General features: G+C 50.7%; 18 protein-coding genes. 7 read left to right on the forward strand and 11 right to left on the reverse strand.

Going from position 1 to position 18,661, the window contains the following annotated elements; all coding sequences use genetic code 11:
• Positions 1–302, forward strand: a 302-nt coding sequence (locus FC99_RS14075) for a hypothetical protein (RefSeq protein ID WP_056986452.1), incomplete at its 5' end; no start/stop codon positions are given.
• Positions 303–571: 269 nt separating this feature from the next.
• Here the strand turns inward: FC99_RS14075 and FC99_RS01660 are convergent.
• From FC99_RS01660 to FC99_RS01675, 4 genes are all read right to left on the reverse strand, one after another.
• A complete protein-coding gene (locus FC99_RS01660) occupies positions 572–1,342 on the reverse strand; it encodes an ABC transporter ATP-binding protein (RefSeq protein ID WP_048735179.1) in 771 nt (256 codons plus the stop codon).
• Positions 1,272–2,240: an ABC transporter permease gene (locus tag FC99_RS01665; RefSeq protein WP_048735177.1), complete on the reverse strand. Its 969-nt coding sequence runs from the start codon at positions 2,238–2,240 to the stop codon at positions 1,272–1,274. The genes FC99_RS01660 and FC99_RS01665 overlap by 71 nt, the downstream gene beginning before the upstream one ends.
• Positions 2,241–2,258: 18 nt before the next feature.
• Positions 2,259–3,227, reverse strand: coding sequence for an ABC transporter substrate-binding protein (locus FC99_RS01670; RefSeq protein WP_048735175.1), 969 nt, complete (start codon positions 3,225–3,227; stop codon positions 2,259–2,261).
• A 481-nt stretch (positions 3,228–3,708) separates the two neighbouring features.
• Positions 3,709–4,602: a DegV family protein gene (locus tag FC99_RS01675; protein ID WP_048735172.1), complete on the reverse strand. Its 894-nt coding sequence runs from the start codon at positions 4,600–4,602 to the stop codon at positions 3,709–3,711.
• Positions 4,603–5,798: 1,196 nt separating this feature from the next.
• Between FC99_RS01675 and trpX the strand changes: the two genes are divergently transcribed.
• The 4 genes from trpX to FC99_RS01695 are packed head-to-tail and all read left to right on the forward strand — an operon-like array spanning position 5,799 to position 8,894.
• A complete protein-coding gene (gene trpX, locus FC99_RS01680) occupies positions 5,799–6,794 on the forward strand; it encodes a tryptophan ABC transporter substrate-binding protein (RefSeq protein ID WP_048735171.1) in 996 nt (331 codons plus the stop codon).
• Complete coding sequence (locus tag FC99_RS01685) at positions 6,791–7,690, forward strand: ABC transporter permease (RefSeq protein WP_048735168.1); 900 nt, start codon at positions 6,791–6,793, stop codon at positions 7,688–7,690. Before trpX ends, FC99_RS01685 begins: the two co-directional genes overlap by 4 nt.
• Positions 7,683–8,453, forward strand: a complete 771-nt coding sequence (locus FC99_RS01690) for an ABC transporter ATP-binding protein (RefSeq protein ID WP_048735165.1) — start codon at positions 7,683–7,685, stop codon at positions 8,451–8,453. The genes FC99_RS01685 and FC99_RS01690 overlap by 8 nt, the downstream gene beginning before the upstream one ends.
• Positions 8,454–8,462: 9 nt before the next feature.
• The gene (locus tag FC99_RS01695) at positions 8,463–8,894 is read left to right on the forward strand and encodes a GNAT family N-acetyltransferase (protein ID WP_048735163.1); all 432 of its coding nucleotides are present in this window, start codon (positions 8,463–8,465) and stop codon (positions 8,892–8,894) included.
• 843 nt (positions 8,895–9,737) lie between these two features.
• Here the strand turns inward: FC99_RS01695 and FC99_RS01705 are convergent.
• The 4 genes from FC99_RS01705 to FC99_RS01720 form a co-directional block, all read right to left on the reverse strand.
• Positions 9,738–10,031 (reverse strand): hypothetical protein, encoded by a 294-nt coding sequence (locus FC99_RS01705; RefSeq protein WP_048735158.1) that lies wholly within the window; start codon positions 10,029–10,031, stop codon positions 9,738–9,740.
• Positions 10,016–10,624, reverse strand: coding sequence for a nucleotidyltransferase family protein (locus FC99_RS01710; protein WP_048735156.1), 609 nt, complete (start codon positions 10,622–10,624; stop codon positions 10,016–10,018). The genes FC99_RS01705 and FC99_RS01710 overlap by 16 nt, the downstream gene beginning before the upstream one ends.
• Before the next feature lie 194 nt (positions 10,625–10,818).
• Complete coding sequence (locus FC99_RS01715) at positions 10,819–11,685, reverse strand: NAD(P)-dependent oxidoreductase (protein ID WP_048735154.1); 867 nt, start codon at positions 11,683–11,685, stop codon at positions 10,819–10,821.
• A gap of 134 nt (positions 11,686–11,819) precedes the next feature.
• The gene (locus FC99_RS01720; RefSeq protein WP_048735152.1) at positions 11,820–12,611 is read right to left on the reverse strand and encodes a TerC family protein; all 792 of its coding nucleotides are present in this window, start codon (positions 12,609–12,611) and stop codon (positions 11,820–11,822) included.
• Between the two features lie 232 nt (positions 12,612–12,843).
• On the opposite strand from FC99_RS01720, the gene FC99_RS01725 reads away from it, so the two are divergent.
• Positions 12,844–14,166 carry a serine hydrolase domain-containing protein gene (locus FC99_RS01725; protein ID WP_235805842.1) on the forward strand — a complete coding sequence of 441 codons (1,323 nt, stop codon included), beginning with the start codon at positions 12,844–12,846 and terminating at the stop codon, positions 14,164–14,166.
• Positions 14,167–14,656: 490 nt separating this feature from the next.
• Here FC99_RS01725 and FC99_RS01730 read toward each other — a convergent pair whose 3' ends face one another.
• On the reverse strand, positions 14,657–15,277 hold the full coding sequence (locus tag FC99_RS01730; protein WP_048735149.1) for a glycoside hydrolase family 73 protein: 621 nt from the start codon (positions 15,275–15,277) through the stop codon (positions 14,657–14,659).
• A 203-nt stretch (positions 15,278–15,480) separates the two neighbouring features.
• On the opposite strand from FC99_RS01730, the gene FC99_RS01735 reads away from it, so the two are divergent.
• Positions 15,481–16,467, forward strand: coding sequence for a YdcF family protein (locus FC99_RS01735; protein WP_048735146.1), 987 nt, complete (start codon positions 15,481–15,483; stop codon positions 16,465–16,467).
• On the opposite strand, the gene FC99_RS01740 is transcribed toward FC99_RS01735, so the two are convergent.
• Positions 16,408–17,436: a linear amide C-N hydrolase gene (locus FC99_RS01740; RefSeq protein WP_048735144.1), complete on the reverse strand. Its 1,029-nt coding sequence runs from the start codon at positions 17,434–17,436 to the stop codon at positions 16,408–16,410. The two genes, FC99_RS01735 and FC99_RS01740, sit on opposite strands and share 60 nt — an antisense overlap.
• An 832-nt stretch (positions 17,437–18,268) precedes the next feature.
• The gene (locus FC99_RS01745) at positions 18,269–18,508 is read right to left on the reverse strand and encodes a hypothetical protein (protein WP_048735140.1); all 240 of its coding nucleotides are present in this window, start codon (positions 18,506–18,508) and stop codon (positions 18,269–18,271) included.
• Positions 18,509–18,661: the final 153 nt, after the last annotated feature.

Below are 18,661 nucleotides of genomic sequence, written 5' to 3' on the forward strand. Positions count from 1 at the left end.
ATAGAACCACCTCAAAATTATTAGTCTCTCTGTCTAATAATTTTACGGCACTTCATTTTTTAGCCAGCTTACAGCACGGGCGACTTTGGAGACACGCGGTCTTCGTGGCTTCAAAGCGAGCGAGAAGACTGGTGATTTTCCAGTCTGAAGTGTCCCCACAGCAGGCGGAATCCCTGGCAGCCGCAGTGCGGAAATTTTACACTATCTTAATGGTTCGAATCCTTGCTGATACTGGGGCGAGACAGGTATTTCATCTTTCAACCTTTAGTAATCAATTTCAAAACGGCTCCAGCACCCCATAATGGGAAGCTGGAGCCGTTTTTTGCCCACACATATTTTCCTTTGAATCTTCACTAGAGTTAATGAATAGCTATAAAAGACAGCATATCGGTCACCGACTTCATACATTGATCAAGACAGAGAACCAAGTCATTCATTCTCACTTCTCAGAAAGTTCTGGCGCGATTGTCGCCCAATTCAACGTAGAATATTGACTCATCCTTTGCTGACAAAGAACAGTCAAAGCCGACGGAATCCCTGGCAGCCGCGGTGCGACCATTCCCATGCAATCCTATTCCGCAAACAGCGTCAACAAGTCTTCCTGCCGCAGGTTCTGTTTCTCTTCACCGCGAACATCCAGCTTGATCTGACCGTCTTGGACCATCACCAGGCGATTGCCATAGGTCAAGGCGTCACTCATTTTGTGGGTGATCATCATCGTCGTTAATTGGTTCTCTTCCACGATAGTCTGGGTCAAGTCCATGACCTTCTGACTGGTCTGCGGGTCTAACGCCGCCGTGTGCTCATCCAATAAGAGCAGGTCCGGATGACTCAACGTTGCCATCAGGAGCGACAACGCCTGCCGTTGCCCACCGGACAGGTATTTTACCTGGGTCGTCAGTCGATCTTCCAGTCCCATATTCAATGGCCGTAATAACTCCTGATAAGCCGCAACCTGACTGGCCTTGCGATAGCGGTGCAGACTCATACTGCCCGTATGTCGTTGGGCCAACGTAAGGTTCTGGGCCACGCTGAGTTCCCCCGCCGTACCCATTTTGGGATCCTGAAAGACCCGCGACAGCCACTTTGACCGGTACGCGATAGGTTTCTTGGTAACGTCGTGGCCCGCTAAGGCTAGCGTCCCGGCATCGGCCGCCAACGTGCCCGCAATCGTGTTCAACAGGGTCGACTTGCCGGCTCCGTTATTTCCGATCACCGCAATAAAGTCGCCCGGTTCAATGGTTAAGCTGACGTCCCTTAAGACGTGGCGCTCATTTGCTGTCCCGGGAAAGAAGACCTTCTGGAGATGCTTGACGGTTAAGACTGCGGTTGCTTGCTTCATGTTCATCGGCTCCAATCTGTTTGAGGTAACGGTTCAACTGCTGACGCGTGCGGTACTTATTCTGTAAAATAGGCAGGCAAATGACGACGACCAAGATGCCCGCGGATAAAATTTTCAAATCGTCGACCGGGAAGCCTAACCCCATCGCAACCGTCAATAAGAAACGGTAGATGATGGCTCCCAGGACCATGGCGGACAACCGCAGCCAAATTTGGCGACCACGGAGGAAGATCTCACCAACCAAGACTGAGGCCAACCCAATGACGATGGTTCCGATACCCATTCCAATATCGGCGTACCCGTTGCTTTGAGAAATCAAGGCGCCCGACAAGGCAATGCAACCGTTGGAGACCATGTAGCCAATAATCACCATCCGGTCGGTGTAGATTCCGTTGGCCGCGCTCATGGCAGGATTATTTCCCGTTGCCATCAGTGACAGGCCTAACCGCGTCTTGAACAACCAGATCAGGAATGCCACGACGACTCCCGTGACAATGGCCCCCACCATAATCGTCTGCAGGTCGATCGACCACGACTGCGGCAGGTAGTTGGTCAATACCTTTTGCGATAACAACGGCACGTTGGACTTGCCCATGATGTGCATGTTGACCGAGTACAACCCGGTCATCGTGAGGATACCGGCCAGTAACGACGGCATGTGGAGCTTTGTGTCCAACACACCGGTGACCCAGCCCGCGATACAGCCCGCCAGAAATCCCAGCAAACTTGCCGTCACGGCGGATTGACCGCTCAACATGGCACTCACTGTGACTGCGGCGCCCAGTGGAAAGCTCCCCTCGGTGGTCAGATCGGGGATATCTAAAATGCGAAACGTAATGAAGACGCCAATGGCCAACGGTGCCCATAAGAGGCCCTGACCGATACTCGTGATTAACATAGAAACAAGCTCCTTTCCTTAAGGTTCTTTAATCTGACTGGACTGTAAGCCGATAGCCTGGGCATTTGCCTTATTCACGTACAAATGTAGTTTCTTTGACGTTTGTACGGCCATGTTCTGCGGCTTCTTGTTGTTTTCCAAGACATCGTACGCCATCTTCCCCGTCTGCTTGCCCAGGTCGTAATAGTTGATGCCGTAAGTTGCGGTCCCACCATCTTCGGCCATTTCAATCGAACCAGTCACAACGGGAAGTTTGGCGGCCTTGGCCTTCGCACCGATGGTCTTCATGGCACTGGCCATCAGGTTGTCAGTCGGTAAATACAGGCCGGAAACTTTACCGGTCAATCCCGCCAAGACACTGGCAACATCATTGGTGCTGGTGGCGCTGACGACCTTTAATTTCAAATTGTGTTGCTTCGCGTAGGCTTTGGCCAGTTTGACCTGCAATACGGAGTTCTCCTCGGACGAGTTGTACATGACGCCCAACGGCAGCTTGCTGGTGGCCATGCTAGCCAACAGTTTCAGTTGTAACCCCACCGGCGTCAGGTCGCTGGTTCCGCTGACGTTGGTCTGGGGCTTGGCGTTTGACTTAACCAGCCCGGCAGACTGAAGGTCCGTGACGGCCGTGACCAGTGTTGGCGTGCTCGTTGTCTTCTTGGCTAACGCCTGAGCGGCCGGCGTGGCGATTCCAACGAGCAAATCACTCTTTTGTTGAACCAATTGTTGGCTCATGGTGTTTAAATTGGCCTGATCCCCCTGCGCGTTGAGGTAGTGGTAGGTCACCTTGGTCGATTTGCCGTGGGCCTTCAACTCAGCCTTGAGTCCGGCCTTGAACCCTTGCCGCGCCTCATCGAGTGAACCGTGTTGCACGACCTGCAAGATGCCGACCTTTAAACCGCTATTGCTAGCGTCCGACTTGCTGGAACACCCTGCTAAAACTAAACCCAATCCCAATAATGCGACGCTGGTTGCTAATAATTTTTTCATTCTCAATTTCCTCCACAGCTATGTTTTATTTTTCGTGATCCAGCGCAATGCCAGATGCTTCTATTCTGAATTGGTAAATCCTGCCAATCGTTCAACACCGGCCGGCAACCTTGCGTCCAAGGCCACCGACTCTCTCAGAATGTTCCCCTGAGAAAACAAAAAACACCAGCTAGATTCTGAGTAGAATCTACCTGGTGTATATCGGGCCCGATATTATTTCTCCAGATAGATTAACCCGTATCTATCTGGCGCTAAGTCATGCTGAAAAACTTTAGCTAATCGATAGATACAAACGCAATGATGCGGTGCGCTTGTATCCAGTGAGCTGAACACAAACGCTATCTAAAGAAAAAGCTAAAGGCAAATTGGCTATTTAAATGATTAAGGCTGGTAATTTTCATTGGAATTATCCCTTTCATTTATCAATTTACAAGTCTCAGTTAACCATTAAAAAATGAGGCTGTCAACCCCAATCTTTAATTTAGTTCTCATTTTCGGCTGGTAACAGACTACGATAATCCTGGCACCAGGCCAGTCCCATTGCCCCATCGCCGACGTGAACCCCAAAGCTTGGGCCAATCAATGCCACGTCGAATTTAACCGTGGGAAATCGTTCCTGTGCGACACTGACCCAACGCGCGGTGGCCTCCGGTTGGTCGGCATTTAGAATCGTCGCCTTGACTGGCACCACCCCCGCTAAGTCGGTCGCCAGCTCATCGAGAAAGTCACTGAGTGCGCCTTTAAGCCGCAACGAACTCCCGGCCACCCGCATTTTACCAGATGGGTCAAAAATCAAGATTGGTTTCCCGGCTAACAGTGGCGTACTGCCCGGACTGTGGCTCGGATTGACCTCTCCCGTCCGTAAGAGTGGCTTGATGGAATCGACGACAAACGCACTGTGCGCGGTCTGCCGCAGTACCGTCAGCTGTGCAAAGATATCCTCGACCGTTGCTCCCCGGACCGCTAAGGCAGCGGCCAAGCGCGCCTGTTCTCCCATGGTGGTCAAAATCCCCCGCGAGTCCCAGGGCAAAACGTGAAGACTTTCAATCGTTGACGTATAAGCGGCCAAGGTATTAATCACCCCGGAGATTCCCAGCGATGGCCCAATCACGATGACGTCGGTCACGCCCTGGCCAGCCAAGTCCTCACAAACCGCTTGCAGGGTCTTCATCGAAAGCTGGGGGGCGGTCGGTACCACCTTGCTGCCCTTGGCCAAGCGCATTAACCGGTAATAGTCCGCCGTGCTCAGATCCTGATACTCGTGATACTGCCGATTACCAAACATAATAGGTGCCGGCAACAAGGTAATCTGCCGTTCCCGGGCTTCAGGAAAATCGATTCCCGACGATGTATCAGTTAAAATGGCAATTTTCATGGCAGCGCCTCCTAGTAGTTGACCGAATGGCTGCCAATGTCCGCAGTCAGGTCATGGTTTCGTCCTTTTTTCGTTATTCCTCAGTATACCAAAAAACTCCCATGATATTCGGTTCTAACGCAAATTTGTGTTGGATGGCCGCACTCCGGCTGCCAGGGATTCCGCCTGCTGTGGGGATATTCGCAACACACTCTACCTTTCATCCATATCAAGATCAAACACCCTTCTGTTGACCACTCCAGCCATTTCGAAATCTGACTGAAAACACCGCTTTCCGTCATAAATAAAAAAATAAGGTTGACGGTTTTTGACGGTTGCCGTACACTAAATTTATTCACATACGGAAAGAAGGAAAAGTCATATGCAAATGTCTGGTATCGAACTTAATGGACGTTGGCAAAGCCGGTAATCAAGTCTCATCAGTGTTGATGCGACTTGAGCTCCCAGAGCGATTCTCGCATCTGCGCCGGCTACTTTTCTGATGCAAAAGCCCGCACGGATGTTTAATCTCCGGTTTTGCGGGCCTTCTTCTTTGGGGCACTCAGCCGGTCTGGGTGCCCTTTTTGTATCATCTTCCCTTGTCAGATTTACTTTGTGCTACCGCCTGCGGCTGCCAGGGATTCCGCCTGCTGTGGGGACGCTTCAGCCTGGAAAAACACCAGTCTTCTCGCTCGCTTTTAAGCCGCGAAAAACACACGTCTTAAAAGTCGCCCATAGCGGTAGCCTACAGCTACCACTATTTCCACGGCTGGCTCTATCCCTGGCCTCCTCCGGCTAAACGCGAATCTGACGACCACGCTTACTCAACCCCATCATTAATTACTCTGCAACAACGCTATTCAGAAATATCAATTATCCACCATACCGTTAGCCAGTGCTACAAGAATCAACTCACCACCTGTCACGCTAAACGCATCGGTAGCAGATTACCACCATGTAAGCCGTGAGGGTGGCAAAAATGGGCTCAGCCGTGGCACTGTCTTAGCGAAGTGTTCTGCTTCGGTTAGACAGAACCGAGTTTTGAGACCTGCCTTTGGGCTCAAAATCGCGTTCACAGCGTTCCAGCCCATTTTTGTCGCCCGGTAAGGCGCTGACAGAGGCAGGCTTCACGCGGTCCCCACCGGACGTAGCCTCTGCCCAGCGGAGCGCCAAATCAACACACAACATATTATTTCAACATAAGAGAGGGTTTTGTTATGAAACGGATGTATAGCTTAATTGCCATTTTACTTATCTTCCTCGGGTTCGCCTACGTTAAGGACACCCACCAACAGTCTGCGACCAAAGCCAAGGTGCCGACTGTCGGCATTCTACAGCTTCTATCGCACCCCGCACTCGATGCCATTCACAAAGGAATCATTCATGGGCTCGCCGAAGAGGGCTACCACGTCGGCAAAAACGTGAAAATCGACTTTCAGAACGCACAAAATGACCAGAGTAATCTGAAGACCATGAGTGCCCGCTTCGTCAATGAAAATGCCGACGCCATGATTGGTATCGCCACACCCGCCGCACAGGCCTTGGCCAACGCCAGCTCTAACATTCCTGTCGTTCTCGGGGCCATCACCGACCCCAAGGGTGCCGACCTGGTCAAGAGCAACACGCACCCCGGCAACAACGTCACTGGGGTTTCCGACCAAGCACCCTTGAAGTCACAGTTAAAATTGATTCAACGGATCATGCCCAATATGAAGACGCTTGGCATCATTTACACCTCCTCCGATGACTCGGCCACCGCACAGTACCATCAATTTGCGGCGCTCTGCAAGGAAGAACACGTAAAGCTCAAAGCCTACACGATTGCCAGCACCAACGACTTGAATCAGGTTGCTGAACAGATGGTCAGTCAGGTCGACGCCATCTACGTTCCAACCGACAATACGGTTGCCAGTGCCATGCAGACACTGGTTTCGACCGCTAACGCCAAGAAGGTGCCCGTTTTCCCAGCCGTCGACACTATGGTCAAGGCCGGTGGGCTCGCCACGTTGAGTATCAACCAATATAAATTAGGTGTGGAGACCGGAAAGATGACCGCCGCTATTTTAAAGGGGAAGAATCCCGCCGACACGCCAATTCACTTTGAACGTCAGGGTGAAATGACTATCAATTTATCACAAGCTAAGAAGTTGGGCATCACGTTACCCGATTCAGTCGTTAAAGAAGCCAAAACACACGGGGAGGTCTTCAAATGAGTTTAGCAGTATCCGCAATTGGGCAAGGCCTACTCTGGGCCGTCCTCGGGGTTGGGTTGTTCCTGACCTTTAGAATTCTTGATTTCGCCGACATGACGGTTGAAGGCACCTTTCCACTCGGTGCTGCGACCGCCGTTGCCGCCATCAGTAACGGGATGAACCCGCTACTCGCCACTCTGTTGGCCTTTGTCATTGGCGCACTGGCCGGCCTAATCACCGGTCTGCTCTACACCAAGGGGCACATCCCCATCCTGCTGGCCGGTATCCTGGTCATGACCGCCTGCTACTCCGTTAACCTGCGGATCATGGGGCGGGCCAACGTATCTTTGCTGGGAAAATCAACACTATTTAAAAATCACCTGCTCGCCGCACTGCCTCAATACTTTGACAGCGTCGTTCTCGGAACCATCGTCATGGTGGTCATCACGACCATCGTCATCTACTTCCTGCAAACGGAGCTTGGCCAAGGGTTCATCGCGACCGGGGACAACCAGACCATGGCTCGTTCCCTCGGTATCAACACCGACAACATGAAGATCATGGGCCTGATGGTCTCCAACGGCCTGATTGCCTTTGGTGGCGCCCTGGTTGCCCAAAACAACGGGTACGCCGACGTCAACATGGGTATCGGCATCATCGTTATCGCGTTGGCCTCAATCATCATCGGTGAAGTGGCCTTCGGTGACCTGACCTTGAACCAACGGCTCGTGGCCGTGACGCTCGGTAGTATCCTCTACCGGTTCGTCTTATTGCTGGTCCTCAAGCTCGGTTTCAGCGCCAACGACCTGAACCTGATCTCCGCCATCATCCTGGCCCTCTGCATGATGCTGCCGGTCTTCAAGAACGTTCTGAACTTCAAGCACATTTTGAAACGGGGGTTAGATACCAATGACTAAACCACTACTCGAACTAAAAGACGTCGTGTTAAAGGTCAATCGCAACACGCCCGAGGAAATCACGATCCTAAATAAACTCAACCTGACCATCAATGCCGGCGACTTTATCACGGTATTGGGCTCTAACGGGGCCGGCAAATCGACCCTCTTCAACGCGATTGGGGGCGACCTCAGCATTGATAGCGGCCAGATTCTCCTCAATGGTAAGGACATCGCCCACGACTCCGTGGAAAAGCGGACCCGTTTCCTCGCTCGTGTATTTCAAGACCCGAAGCTAGGAACGGCTCCCCGGATGACGGTGGCTGAAAACCTATTGCTCGCCGAACGTCGAGGTCAACGTCGCGGCTTGATGCCCCGGGGATTGAATCGGCATTTGGACCACTACAAGGAACTCACAGCCACCATGCATAACGGCTTGGACGACCGCCTGACCACGGCCACCGGTAACCTCTCTGGTGGGCAACGACAAGCGCTGAGCTTCCTAATGGCAACGCTGAAGCGACCCGAGATTTTACTATTGGATGAACACACGGCAGCGCTAGACCCGCGGACTGGTCAAGACTTGATGCGCCTGACCAATGAACGGGTCTCGCAGGATAAGCTGACCTGCCTAATGATCACCCACCACATGGAAGACGCGCTGACGTACGGTAACCGGCTGATTGTCCTGCACCACGGTAAGGTCACGTTCGATGTGGCCGGCGCAGACAAGGCAGCGCTGACCACCGAGAAGCTCTACAGCTTCTTCGCCGAGATTGAATAGGAGTATCCCATGGAAATCGTAATTTCAAATGCACCATTTAACCGGGCAGCCGCCCTTGCCCTCCGCCAAGCGACCTTCGTGACCGAACGAGGTATCCCGCGCGACGTAGAATTCGACGACCGCGATACGCCGGAACGACAATACGTGGTCGCGTACCAGCGACCCGAATTACCAGTGGGGACACTCCGCTTAGAACCCCAGTCCGACACAGAAATGCGGTTCGGCCGAGTCTGTACCAGCCAAGCCGTTCGCGGTCAGGGAATCGGTAGTCAGGTCCTGCAAGCCGGCGAAGATTGGGCCAAGGCGCACGGCTTCACGGTCGGCATTATCGACGGTGAACTCACGGCCAAGACTTTCTACGAACGTTGCGGCTACCACGTTGTTGGCGAGCCGTTCGATGAGGATGGCGCACCCGTTGTGACGTTGAAAAAGAAGTTGTAATTTAAAAGACAGGTTTGGGATTTTGTCCCAGGCCTGTTTTGTCTCCAGCCCATATTTCTAAGGCGTACGCTAAGAGTCAGCTGGCCCCGCTTAAACCTGATAACTACTTTTGGTTATTCAAAATCTAAGTCAAGCCACGACTTGCTAACATAGACCGTTTCTTCATAGTAACTTTCTCCTTATCCATATGAGAACTATCGTTATGAATAGTACTAGCGGTGCCCCAATCATCTCTAAAGCCAACAGATAGGCCCGAATCGTCATATCTTCATTCGGATTATCGTACATTGAGAGTTTTAAGGTACTACTAAAATGAATTGGTTTGTTTTTAGATGAATGTGTAAGTGATTTCATCCGATTATTTTTCTTAAAAGTGCCCCTAAGCTTCTCAAACAAGATATTCTCAATTGGTAACAGTAGATAGCACATCAGGAAGTACCATGAGAACAAGTCCCAGTTGAAGATAAAGCGTCCGAAAATAAAACGGCAATTTACGATAATCAACAGCACGAAGATTAGTAGCCCCTGGATATATGACACAAGGTAATTCACTGGGTTATTGAATTTTTCATCTACCTGCATTTTTATGGATAGCACCTTACGTATCTTCATTGAGCTCCCCCCATTGTGGCAATGATTATACGCAGAGGTTAATCAATTCTAATCGTGATTTGCTTCTAATGTCGTTGTTTGTTTTGCGACCGTTTTAATCAATTTTTTGTTCTACGTGATTCTCTGAACAGCCTAATATTTATGGATTTGGAAAAGATGCTGCTATAACAAAAGTGGTGGCTGCCGTTTACAATCAACGGTAGCCACCACTTTTGTGTTCAGTCAAACTCGCTAGCCAAATTGAGCAACCAGCTGGTCTGGGTATTTACAATAGTCCAAGAACTGGTCAAGGTCAGCAATCTCCCGAGCACTTTGAAAGTAAGGGTCCATGTGCTGAACGGACGCAAAACTCGCCTCGTCTGTCCCCAATCCGTGAACGGAATACGCATAACCAGGAACATCTTTACGTGCAAGCAACCGATCTATTTCATCCATAACTGGTTGGGCGGTCGAATCAGCACTCGAAAAATGATAGGCAAACGAAATGTGTTCGTAGCGTGCGTACAAAATCAAATGAGTAAACATTGCCATTCTCCCTTCTCTGCTTCATGTCTGAAATGTTCATGATAATTTCCAGGAGCATCCTGCGCATCCCAAATTTGCAATTCCCATGGAAAGTATTTATTGTTCGTCTGAAAATAACAGTGAACCGCTTGATATTTCCCATCACGCCTCATGTAATATCTTGAAATAATATCTCGGCGTTCTAGGTCAAATAATAGGTTATCCATCCCAACTATGTTCTGATTAAGCCCTGCAACAACAATTCGGGTACCCATTAAGTCATTAATGATTTTGGCAACATATCGTTTCTTGCAAAGATTGTATTTAAGTTTAATTCTAAATGAAGTCAATAACTTGATACGGTATTGAAATTTTAGATGTTGATTTCTTATTCCCATGTTGGTCATCTGTTTTGTCTGAGTTTTTCGCAAAACGTCTAGGTAGTTTTCAACAAAGCCTAATCCCAATACCGTTTCAAAATCATCAACCAGCAGTTTCTTCAAATTCACCAATTGCTGGTCACTGCGCACCTTACCATAGAAACACTCATTAAACAAATCATATAGGTTCTTAATGTCAAAAATCAGCTGTTCAATCTTTTTTAAATCAATCATTTGGAATCTACCATCCTTAGAATTTAGTTTCTAAGAATTAACTCCGTAAATTGATGCTGATTTTTTTGCAAATTAAAAATATTTTTAGCCCAATGTAAAGAAAGCATTTGTCGTTATTTTAGCCACTCCATCAAAACGACAATGGTACCCATCAAAAAAAGCGTGACGGTTCACTCCCATCACGCTACCTATCCTTACTTTTGTTCGTAAGTCTTGATCAGCCCTTGCGTCCCATCGTTGCCCAAATCGAAGTCATCAACCATGGCTTCATACAGCAGCTTGGCCTGCTTAGTCGCTGGCAAATCAAGGTCCATTTTGTCAGCCTCCTGTAAGGCGATTCGAAGATCCTTTAAGAAGTGCTTGGCAAAGAAACCGGGTGTGTAGTCGCCCTTCAAAATCCGCGGGACGTAGTTGTCCATGCTCCAGTTGTCGGCACCACCACTACTTAGCGTTGCCAGCACTTGTGGTAAGTCCAGCTTGGCCGCCTTAGCGTAGACCAGCATTTCCGTCAGGCCGGTCATGGTCCCGGCAATCATGATCTGGTTGGCCATCTTGGTGTGTTGGCCCTTGCCGGCATCCCCAAAATAAGCCACCCGTTGTCCCACCTGCTGAAAGACTGGCTGCAACTGGTCGTAAGCGGCTTTGTCCCCACCAACCATCACAGTCAACGTGGCGTTCTTGGCCCCCACATCGCCGCCTGACACCGGGGCGTCCAGCGCCTGAACGTTGTGGTCGTGCGCAAGTTGGGTTAATTTGACCGCTAACGATGGCGTGCTGGTCGTCATGTCGACCACGATACTCCCCGGCTTAATGCCAGCGAAGACGCCGTGCTCACCCGTGTATACTTCCTCCACGTCGCTTGGGTAACCAACCATGGTCATGACCACGTCCGCCCGCGTCGCAACGTCCTGTGGTGTGTCCGCCCAAGTTGCCCCGGCATCCAAAACCGTCTGTGCATGGGCCTTGGTTCGGTTGTAAACGACCACCTTTTGGCCAGCCTTCAACAGGTTACAGACAATGCCAGTTCCCATGACGCCGGTTCCAATAAATCCAATTTGCATCAGCAAAACCTCCCATTACTCATTATGATTATCATAGCACGACCACCTGGCGCACCGCACGTTAAGAGGTTGAAGTAGTGCGTTTTATCTGTGATTAACAAAAAAGGATGACCTTTTATTGGCCACCCCGTAATTTATGATTCAGTTGATTTAGAAGACTTCTTAACGCTCGTCTTACTCGTTGTCTGTCCCCGCCGCCGTTTGCGGACCGCGTGAATAATCAGCGTCAAAATAATTGCACCCACCACAACAATACCGAACAGCGTTGCTGGAATCTCAATATCAATGGCTGGAATCGAGATGAACAGTTTCACCGCGATCAGTCCAATCAGGATATACGCCATGGGTTCCAGCTCCGGAATGCGTTGCATCAATTTCATGATGACTTCGGCCACGCCCCGCATTGCGAGAATCCCAATCAGTCCCCCAATCAAGACGATGACGGGATTGCTGGAGATCGCCAGTGACGCCAACACGGAGTCGACGGAGAAGATGATGTCCATCATTTCAATCTGCAGAACCACGGACCAGAACAATGGCAAGAGCCGTTTCTTCTTGTCGCTCACTAATTTCCGCGTATGCTTGACCCGCGTCTTCGTGAAGAATTGCAGAACCAGGTAGGCCAGGTAAAGTGCCCCGATGACCTTGATCTCCCAGAAATGAATCAGATAGGTTCCTAATCCAATAATGATAAAACGGAAAATGTACGCACCCCAGATCCCATAAAACAACGACTTCTCGCGTTCTTTTTGGGAGGGCAGCGACTGTGTCTGAGCGGCCAAAACGACGGCGTTATCGACGGACAAGAGACATTCGATCAGGACCAGTGAAAAGATAATCAACCAGTCATTACCCGAAGAAATCACCGTTTCCCAGTTGTGTAAGTCAAAGAATGGCCCGTATAACTGGCCAAGAAAATGTAACAACGCTTACTTCAGCTCCTCAGTATAAGAAAATTTATTTTTGGTTAGTTTACCATACCAACGTCAAACTTACGACCCATTTATTTAGTATAGCGCACAACCATTCAAAAGGTTAGTTAGCTGAGTTCGTCGTTTTATAATACAAGTTATTAGAAATGTTACCGAATCGCTACATCTCTGTTACCTCGATGCAACCAAAGCGCGTTAAGATTGGGGGTAATTTAAGGGGAAATGGATGATTATTGTGAAAAAACTTTTGTTACTTCTAGGAACAGTTTTATTGGTCGGTAGCTTCTTCCCTGCACACCCCGCGTATGCCCGTAGCTACTCGACCATTACCAGTACCAAGAAGACCGACTACAACGCGCGCTTTGTGAATCAGGGCACCCGTAATGACGGTATTTACTACTACGCGCCGTACTACACGCAACGCTCCGCTAAGACACGTGATGCTAGCGGGAAGAACTGGCAACACCGGTTTGTCCGGGTCAGCCAGACGGCCAAGTTGTCCAACGGCTCGACCTACGTCAAGTTCTCCTGGTACGGAAAAACGATTGGCTGGGTCAACCAAAATGCCTTGCAAACCTTTAGTCGTTCACAAAACGCGGCAGTACTCTTACAAAACGCCCATTTCCAAGGACGCGCAATGATCTTCAACAGCTATGCGACCGGCGCCAGCTTAGTCAATGTCGGCTACGCCAATGCCAGCAACAAGACGGCCAACGATGCCAGCACCCTCTTTCCAATTGCCTCACTGCAAAAGATCATGACGGGCGCCATCATCGAGCAACTCGCCGCCAACAACAAGCTGTCCCTGACCGACAAGCTCAGCAAGTATTACCCAAGTGTCAAGAACAGCGGTAACATCACGATCCGTCAACTCTTGAACCACCGCTCTGGAATCGACATGGGGGAAACCACCCCCTCAACGTTGTTGGCCACGCAGGCTTCCGAGATAAATTACACGCTCAGTCAATTATCCGTTAGTGGCAACCAATCCTTTGACTACACCAACGCAAACTACACCTTGCTGGCTGGTATCGCATCGAAGGTCACCGGTCAAACGTACGACCAGTTGGTCCAGTCGCGGATCATTCAACCGCTCAAGCTGAACAACACTTACAGTTGGAACAATTTACCCGCCGGTCAGACCGTGGCCAATGGCTATAGTTTCACCAACGGCCAGGACTATACTGCCGATGGCGTTTCACAAAACCTGATGTCCTCTCTGCTCGGGGCCGGCAACTACTACTCCACCCCAGAGGATTACTACACGATTCAAAAGGGCCTGCGTAACGGTAAGATTTTAACCAAGACGCAGTATTACGAGCTCAGCAACGATTACAAGTTAAGCTACGCTGGCGGTCTCTACCACGACTCCGGCAACATGAAGCGGGTCCGTGGCGGCTTAACCGGCGCCGGCTATCAAACGGTGCTGTACGGCTCTGAGGGCAATAAGTCCGGCGTGATTCTCTTCGCCAACCAAAGTCCTACCAAGTCGCTGAACACGTTGGCCAAGACCTTGTATCAGTTGGCAATCAACTACAATGAGAACTAAAGAGCTACGTGTTTAATTGCCGCGCTCCGGCTGTCAGGGATTCCGCCTGCCATGGGGAACACCTCCAACCTGAGGTACGGGCTTCCGAGGTTGCTTTTGGGCTAAATAGCCTACCAGCTAAGAATGTCTTTCAATTTCAATGATTACTAGAGAACCCCCATCCAATCGCTATACAACTGGATGGGGGTTCTCTGTTTTTTTTTAGATTTATTCATTAGTAGCCACTCGGTCGCAACTCGAGTCAATTGACAAATTCCAATCTAAACATCAATCATGTCATAACCACACTACTTTAGCCGCAGGAGGCCAGGGATGCAGCCGGCCGTGGTAATCTAGGTAGCTGGCCGTTGGCTAGCTACCTAGATAGGCGACTTTGAAGACACACGTTCTTCGTGGCTTCAAAGCGAGCGAGAAGACTGGTGACCTTCCAGGCTGAAGCGTCCTCACAGCAGGCGGAATTCCTGGCAGCCGGAGGTGAACACTACTAAATCTAAGTATCATACTGATTCAGATTGTAGGTAGCGATGAGATTGGTCAGCTTCTTCGCGTACTTCGGATCCGTGGCGTAGCCGTTGTTCTGTAACAGCTTGGCCGCCACCGTATAATCCGTGACCGTTTGCTTGAAGTAGCTCCGTTTTAACAACGCATCGTGGTCCAGAATGGCCGCCGTTAAATTAGGGTAGTCTCTGAAGTTAGCGTTGATGGTAATCTTCTTACCATTCACGTACTCGTTGGTGGGGAAACTCTTGGACTGACCTTCGTAGCTCCCCTTTACGCCAAAGGGATTGTTGGCCTGCAAAAAGAGCGCCGAGGTCCCCCAACTAGACTCCAGGATGGCCTGGGCAATCACGATGCTGGGCAGAACCTGACCATTTTGGCGGTAGACCCGCACGGCCGGATTGGCCATCTTGGTGATAAATTTCTGCTGGGCTGCGGTCTCTCCTGAAGAGGACTCACTCGTCGTCTGATTGATCCGGGCCGATTGAATTTCTGTTTTAATTTTTCCGCGAACTAATAAGCCGCCGCCCAAGACCAGCAGGACCAAGACAAAGATCCAGGTGGCCGTGGCGGGGTGACTGTTTCGCTTGCGTGAGCGCCGACGCTTTGGCAACCCGATCCCTCCTATTTCGGTTATAATTAATTTAATGACCGCTCGTAGTTGTAACGGGCAGCTTGGCCCAATTTAGACCGAAACATGCCATCGCCAAATTTCAACTTTAGCGGTTCTCATTAATTATAATCAGAATGAACTAAGAAGTAACTTAAATTGTAAAGTCTCAAGAAAACTTAACCTTTACGAAGGGGGTGTCAACAATGTTCCTCAGCGCCAGTTTGTTCATAATTTGTTTAATTACCTTACTAACGTTTTGGCAACCTCAGGGACTCTTCAGCGCCAGTGCAACCTGCGTGGCCGTTGGTAGCTTGTGGCTACTCGCTCACTGGTCGACACAGCCGTGGGCGCACTTTTTAGCCGCTGGACTGGGAATCATCATTCTGCTCATGGCCTTTAGTGGTTTCTTCACCCTATTTCTCACTATTGGTGCGCCCAAACTAGTCGTGCGGAAACAGGAGCGCCTGGGCGGCTGGCTAGTCGCTGGTGTCTGGGTGTGGATCGCGCTATGTGGAGGCTGGTTCTTCGCCGTCAGCCATGGTCAGTTCAGCGAAACCCTCTGGCCGTGGCTGACGTTCATCCCCCTCTTCAGCGCTTACCTTGCCATTCTCTACGGTGCTAGCCTGATTGGCCTGTTGCGGACGACCCTGTTTCACGCCTGCCGCGCCGACACCCTGGTCATCCTCGGCGCTGGTCTACTAAATGGTGATCAAATTGGTCGGATCCTCGCCGCGCGCCTCGACACCGCCTTGCAAATCGCCCGCCGGCAGAAACACCCCGTCACCATCATCGTTGCCGGTGGTCAGGGTCCCGATGAAACCATGAGTGAAGCCGCTGCCATGACCGATTACTTAGTGGCCCACGATTTTCCTGCCGAGCGGATCATCCAGGAAGACCAGTCGCAAAACACGCGGGCAAACCTCATCAATAGTCAGCGACTCTGGGGGCAACTGCCACAACAGGGTGGCCGCGTCGCCATGATTACCAACAGCTACCACCTATTCCGCGCGCGCAATCTAGCCGCGGCTTTGCATATCCACGTCTCCGGCATCCCCGCCCCCACGCGTTGGTCCTACTTTCCCGTGGCGTGGGCCCGCGAGTTCCTGGCCATCATCGTCATGCACCCGAACCTACACCGGGGTGTACTGATTGGTCTGATCACCGCCAACCTGCTCGGCCTGCTGATTTAAAGACGTGACGGTCAGGTGGTTGGCGACCGGATAAAATTTCGGTTCCGTCCAAGCCAACATATCCGGCGTTAATTTCAACTGCACCACGTCTAACCGGTCATATGGCTGGAAATAATAGGTCAACGACTCACAAACGGTCGCCGCCCGATAAACGGAATACGTCGGCCGGTACTGACTACTCCGTGGCACGGTTACCGTGTTCAGGAGGTGCCAAGCGCTGATGATGCCCGCTTCTTCGTCGGCTGGCAGATCCGCACGTTCCTTGTAATAAGCAGCTCGGGTAAAGCGACCGCCTGGGGTAAATGAACCGCTTGGAACTGGCTTTCCCGAGAAGCGCCCGGTAGACACGCGGGTGGCGTTCACGGGTAGCGTTCCGGCCTTAAAGTCGTCGGTATAGTTCACGTACTGGCCCAGCCGCTTGAGTTGAAGCTCGAAGTCCTTACTGTTGGTGACCACCCCTAGCGGATTTTCGCGAACCTTCATCGGAAAATGAGTGGGTTCGATCACCACCGTGCGGCCCGTCCGGTCGACCACGGCGAAGTGAAGCTCGGAATCGCCAATATTGTTCACGGCCCATTTGCCACTCATCAGCTGAATCTCGTCGATGTGCGCTTCAATGTCGGCCACTGAAGCGTAGTGCCCCAGCAGATAAAAGGAAAATTCGTAGGGCGCCAAGTGGACCTGCCCCGGCGTTGGCTGATCGACCAGGTGTGAGCCGTTGGCAAAGGTCAGCTTCTGGACGCTGAGGCCCATTTCATTCACGCCATCCGAGACATCGATCTCGTGGTCGTGTGGTCCCCCGCCGCCAATCATGGCGTAGCGGTTCACGTGGCGGCCGTTATCATAGACGCTCTCCCACGCGTAACCACGGGGAACGAACAACGGCTGAACGTACAGCGCATGCCAATCCATGGTCCGCGCCAAGATGTGCGTGCCATCCTTGGCAATCTGTAAAATACTCGTACACATGAGATGCATCCTCCTTGTCACCTTTGATTATTAATAAGTTAATTTAGTTTACGCGAAAATGGCGCTAACGGCAACGATAACGAGTTGATTGTTGGCGGTGAGATTGGTCTGTTAAAGGTTGAAAGTTCCAAAATACCAGCCATACCTGCTCTAGCAACAATTATGAACCTAAAACTAGGCAACCTGGTAGATCCTTCGCCTTGCCGGCCGGCAGATATGGGCTGGAGCGGTGCGCGCCTGAGCCCATATCTGCCGACCTCTCGGCTTACACAGTATGCATAGGCGACGGAGGTAATGAATGTAACCTCACTATCAACTGGGCCAAAAACGCTAAGTCTCCACGTTTTCCGACTGTTGTCGTGGTAAAGCACAGTCAGAGCCGGAGGAGGACAGGCATGTAGCCGGCCGTGGAGGTGGTGTTAGCTGGCGCTTCATCATCAGCCAGCTTACAGCACGGGCGACTTTGGAGACACGCGGTCTTCGTGGCTTCAAAGCGAGCGAGAAGACTGGTGATTTTCCAGTCTGAAGTGTCCCCACAGCAGGCGGAATTCCTGTCAGCCGGAGTGCGGCAATTTCACACTATCTTAATGGCGCAAATCCTTGCCAATACTGGGGCGAGATAGGTATTTCATTTTTCAACCTTTAGTTGGCCTGTTTATTCCGCTATGATGGGGCTGAAGACTCATTGGTAGCCGGTAAGGTCACCCGTGATTGGGATATAATTTTTTTAATTTTGAGGGTTATGCTGTATCCCACTTTTTCCAACAAAAATCAAAAAGAGACACGCCAAGCTCAGATGCTCGGTGTGCCGCTTAAATTTCTCCACAAAATTCTACCGCCGGTTCTCCGCCGCCGCATCCGTCAGAAACGCTTGGAAGCGCCGATCGATTTCCTTTTGCTTCGGCACTGCCGCCAGTGTTTCTGGGACGTTCGCCGTGATCTGTAAGTAAGCAAACATAACTTGGCTGGGATCCAGTCCGGCCGCCATTGCCAGCTTGGTCGCAAACGGATAGCGTTGGTCCGTCAGCATGGCTGCGAATGGGCTTTGGTAGGTTTGATGGTGCTTAGCCATAAAATCACTCCTCTCAGTTGTCTAATACAAGTATTTCTACTTTACCAGTTTCGTTTGCTAAGGCAACTAAAGAGATTCTTAATCTTTCTTAAATCGGTCAGAAATCCGCACCAAGCCTAGCTGTTATGGTAAAATTAATCATGGATTACACCC

It is taken from the genome of Levilactobacillus koreensis JCM 16448, from assembly GCF_001435525.1.
In the GTDB taxonomy this organism is placed as follows: domain Bacteria; phylum Bacillota; class Bacilli; order Lactobacillales; family Lactobacillaceae; genus Levilactobacillus; species Levilactobacillus koreensis.

Bases quoted from the DNA above. Each gene is read 5' to 3' on its own strand.
- trpX (WP_048735171.1), top strand. From the start codon at position 5,799: ATGAAACGGATGTATAGCTTAATTGCCATTTTACTTATCTTCCTCGGG.
- FC99_RS01705 (WP_048735158.1), bottom strand. From the start codon at position 10,031: ATGTTTACTCATTTGATTTTGTACGCACGCTACGAACACATTTCGTTT.
- FC99_RS01660 (WP_048735179.1), bottom strand. From the start codon at position 1,342: ATGAAGCAAGCAACCGCAGTCTTAACCGTCAAGCATCTCCAGAAGGTC.
- FC99_RS01675 (WP_048735172.1), bottom strand. From the start codon at position 4,602: ATGAAAATTGCCATTTTAACTGATACATCGTCGGGAATCGATTTTCCT.
- FC99_RS01670 (WP_048735175.1), bottom strand. From the start codon at position 3,227: ATGAAAAAATTATTAGCAACCAGCGTCGCATTATTGGGATTGGGTTTA.
- FC99_RS01715 (WP_048735154.1), bottom strand. From the start codon at position 11,685: ATGCAAATTGGATTTATTGGAACCGGCGTCATGGGAACTGGCATTGTC.
- FC99_RS01745 (WP_048735140.1), bottom strand. From the start codon at position 18,508: ATGGCTAAGCACCATCAAACCTACCAAAGCCCATTCGCAGCCATGCTG.
- FC99_RS01725 (WP_235805842.1), top strand. From the start codon at position 12,844: ATGATTATTGTGAAAAAACTTTTGTTACTTCTAGGAACAGTTTTATTG.
- FC99_RS01685 (WP_048735168.1), top strand. From the start codon at position 6,791: ATGAGTTTAGCAGTATCCGCAATTGGGCAAGGCCTACTCTGGGCCGTC.
- FC99_RS01690 (WP_048735165.1), top strand. From the start codon at position 7,683: ATGACTAAACCACTACTCGAACTAAAAGACGTCGTGTTAAAGGTCAAT.
- FC99_RS01740 (WP_048735144.1), bottom strand. From the start codon at position 17,436: ATGTGTACGAGTATTTTACAGATTGCCAAGGATGGCACGCACATCTTG.
- FC99_RS01710 (WP_048735156.1), bottom strand. From the start codon at position 10,624: ATGATTGATTTAAAAAAGATTGAACAGCTGATTTTTGACATTAAGAAC.
- FC99_RS01695 (WP_048735163.1), top strand. From the start codon at position 8,463: ATGGAAATCGTAATTTCAAATGCACCATTTAACCGGGCAGCCGCCCTT.
- FC99_RS01735 (WP_048735146.1), top strand. From the start codon at position 15,481: ATGTTCCTCAGCGCCAGTTTGTTCATAATTTGTTTAATTACCTTACTA.
- FC99_RS01665 (WP_048735177.1), bottom strand. From the start codon at position 2,240: ATGTTAATCACGAGTATCGGTCAGGGCCTCTTATGGGCACCGTTGGCC.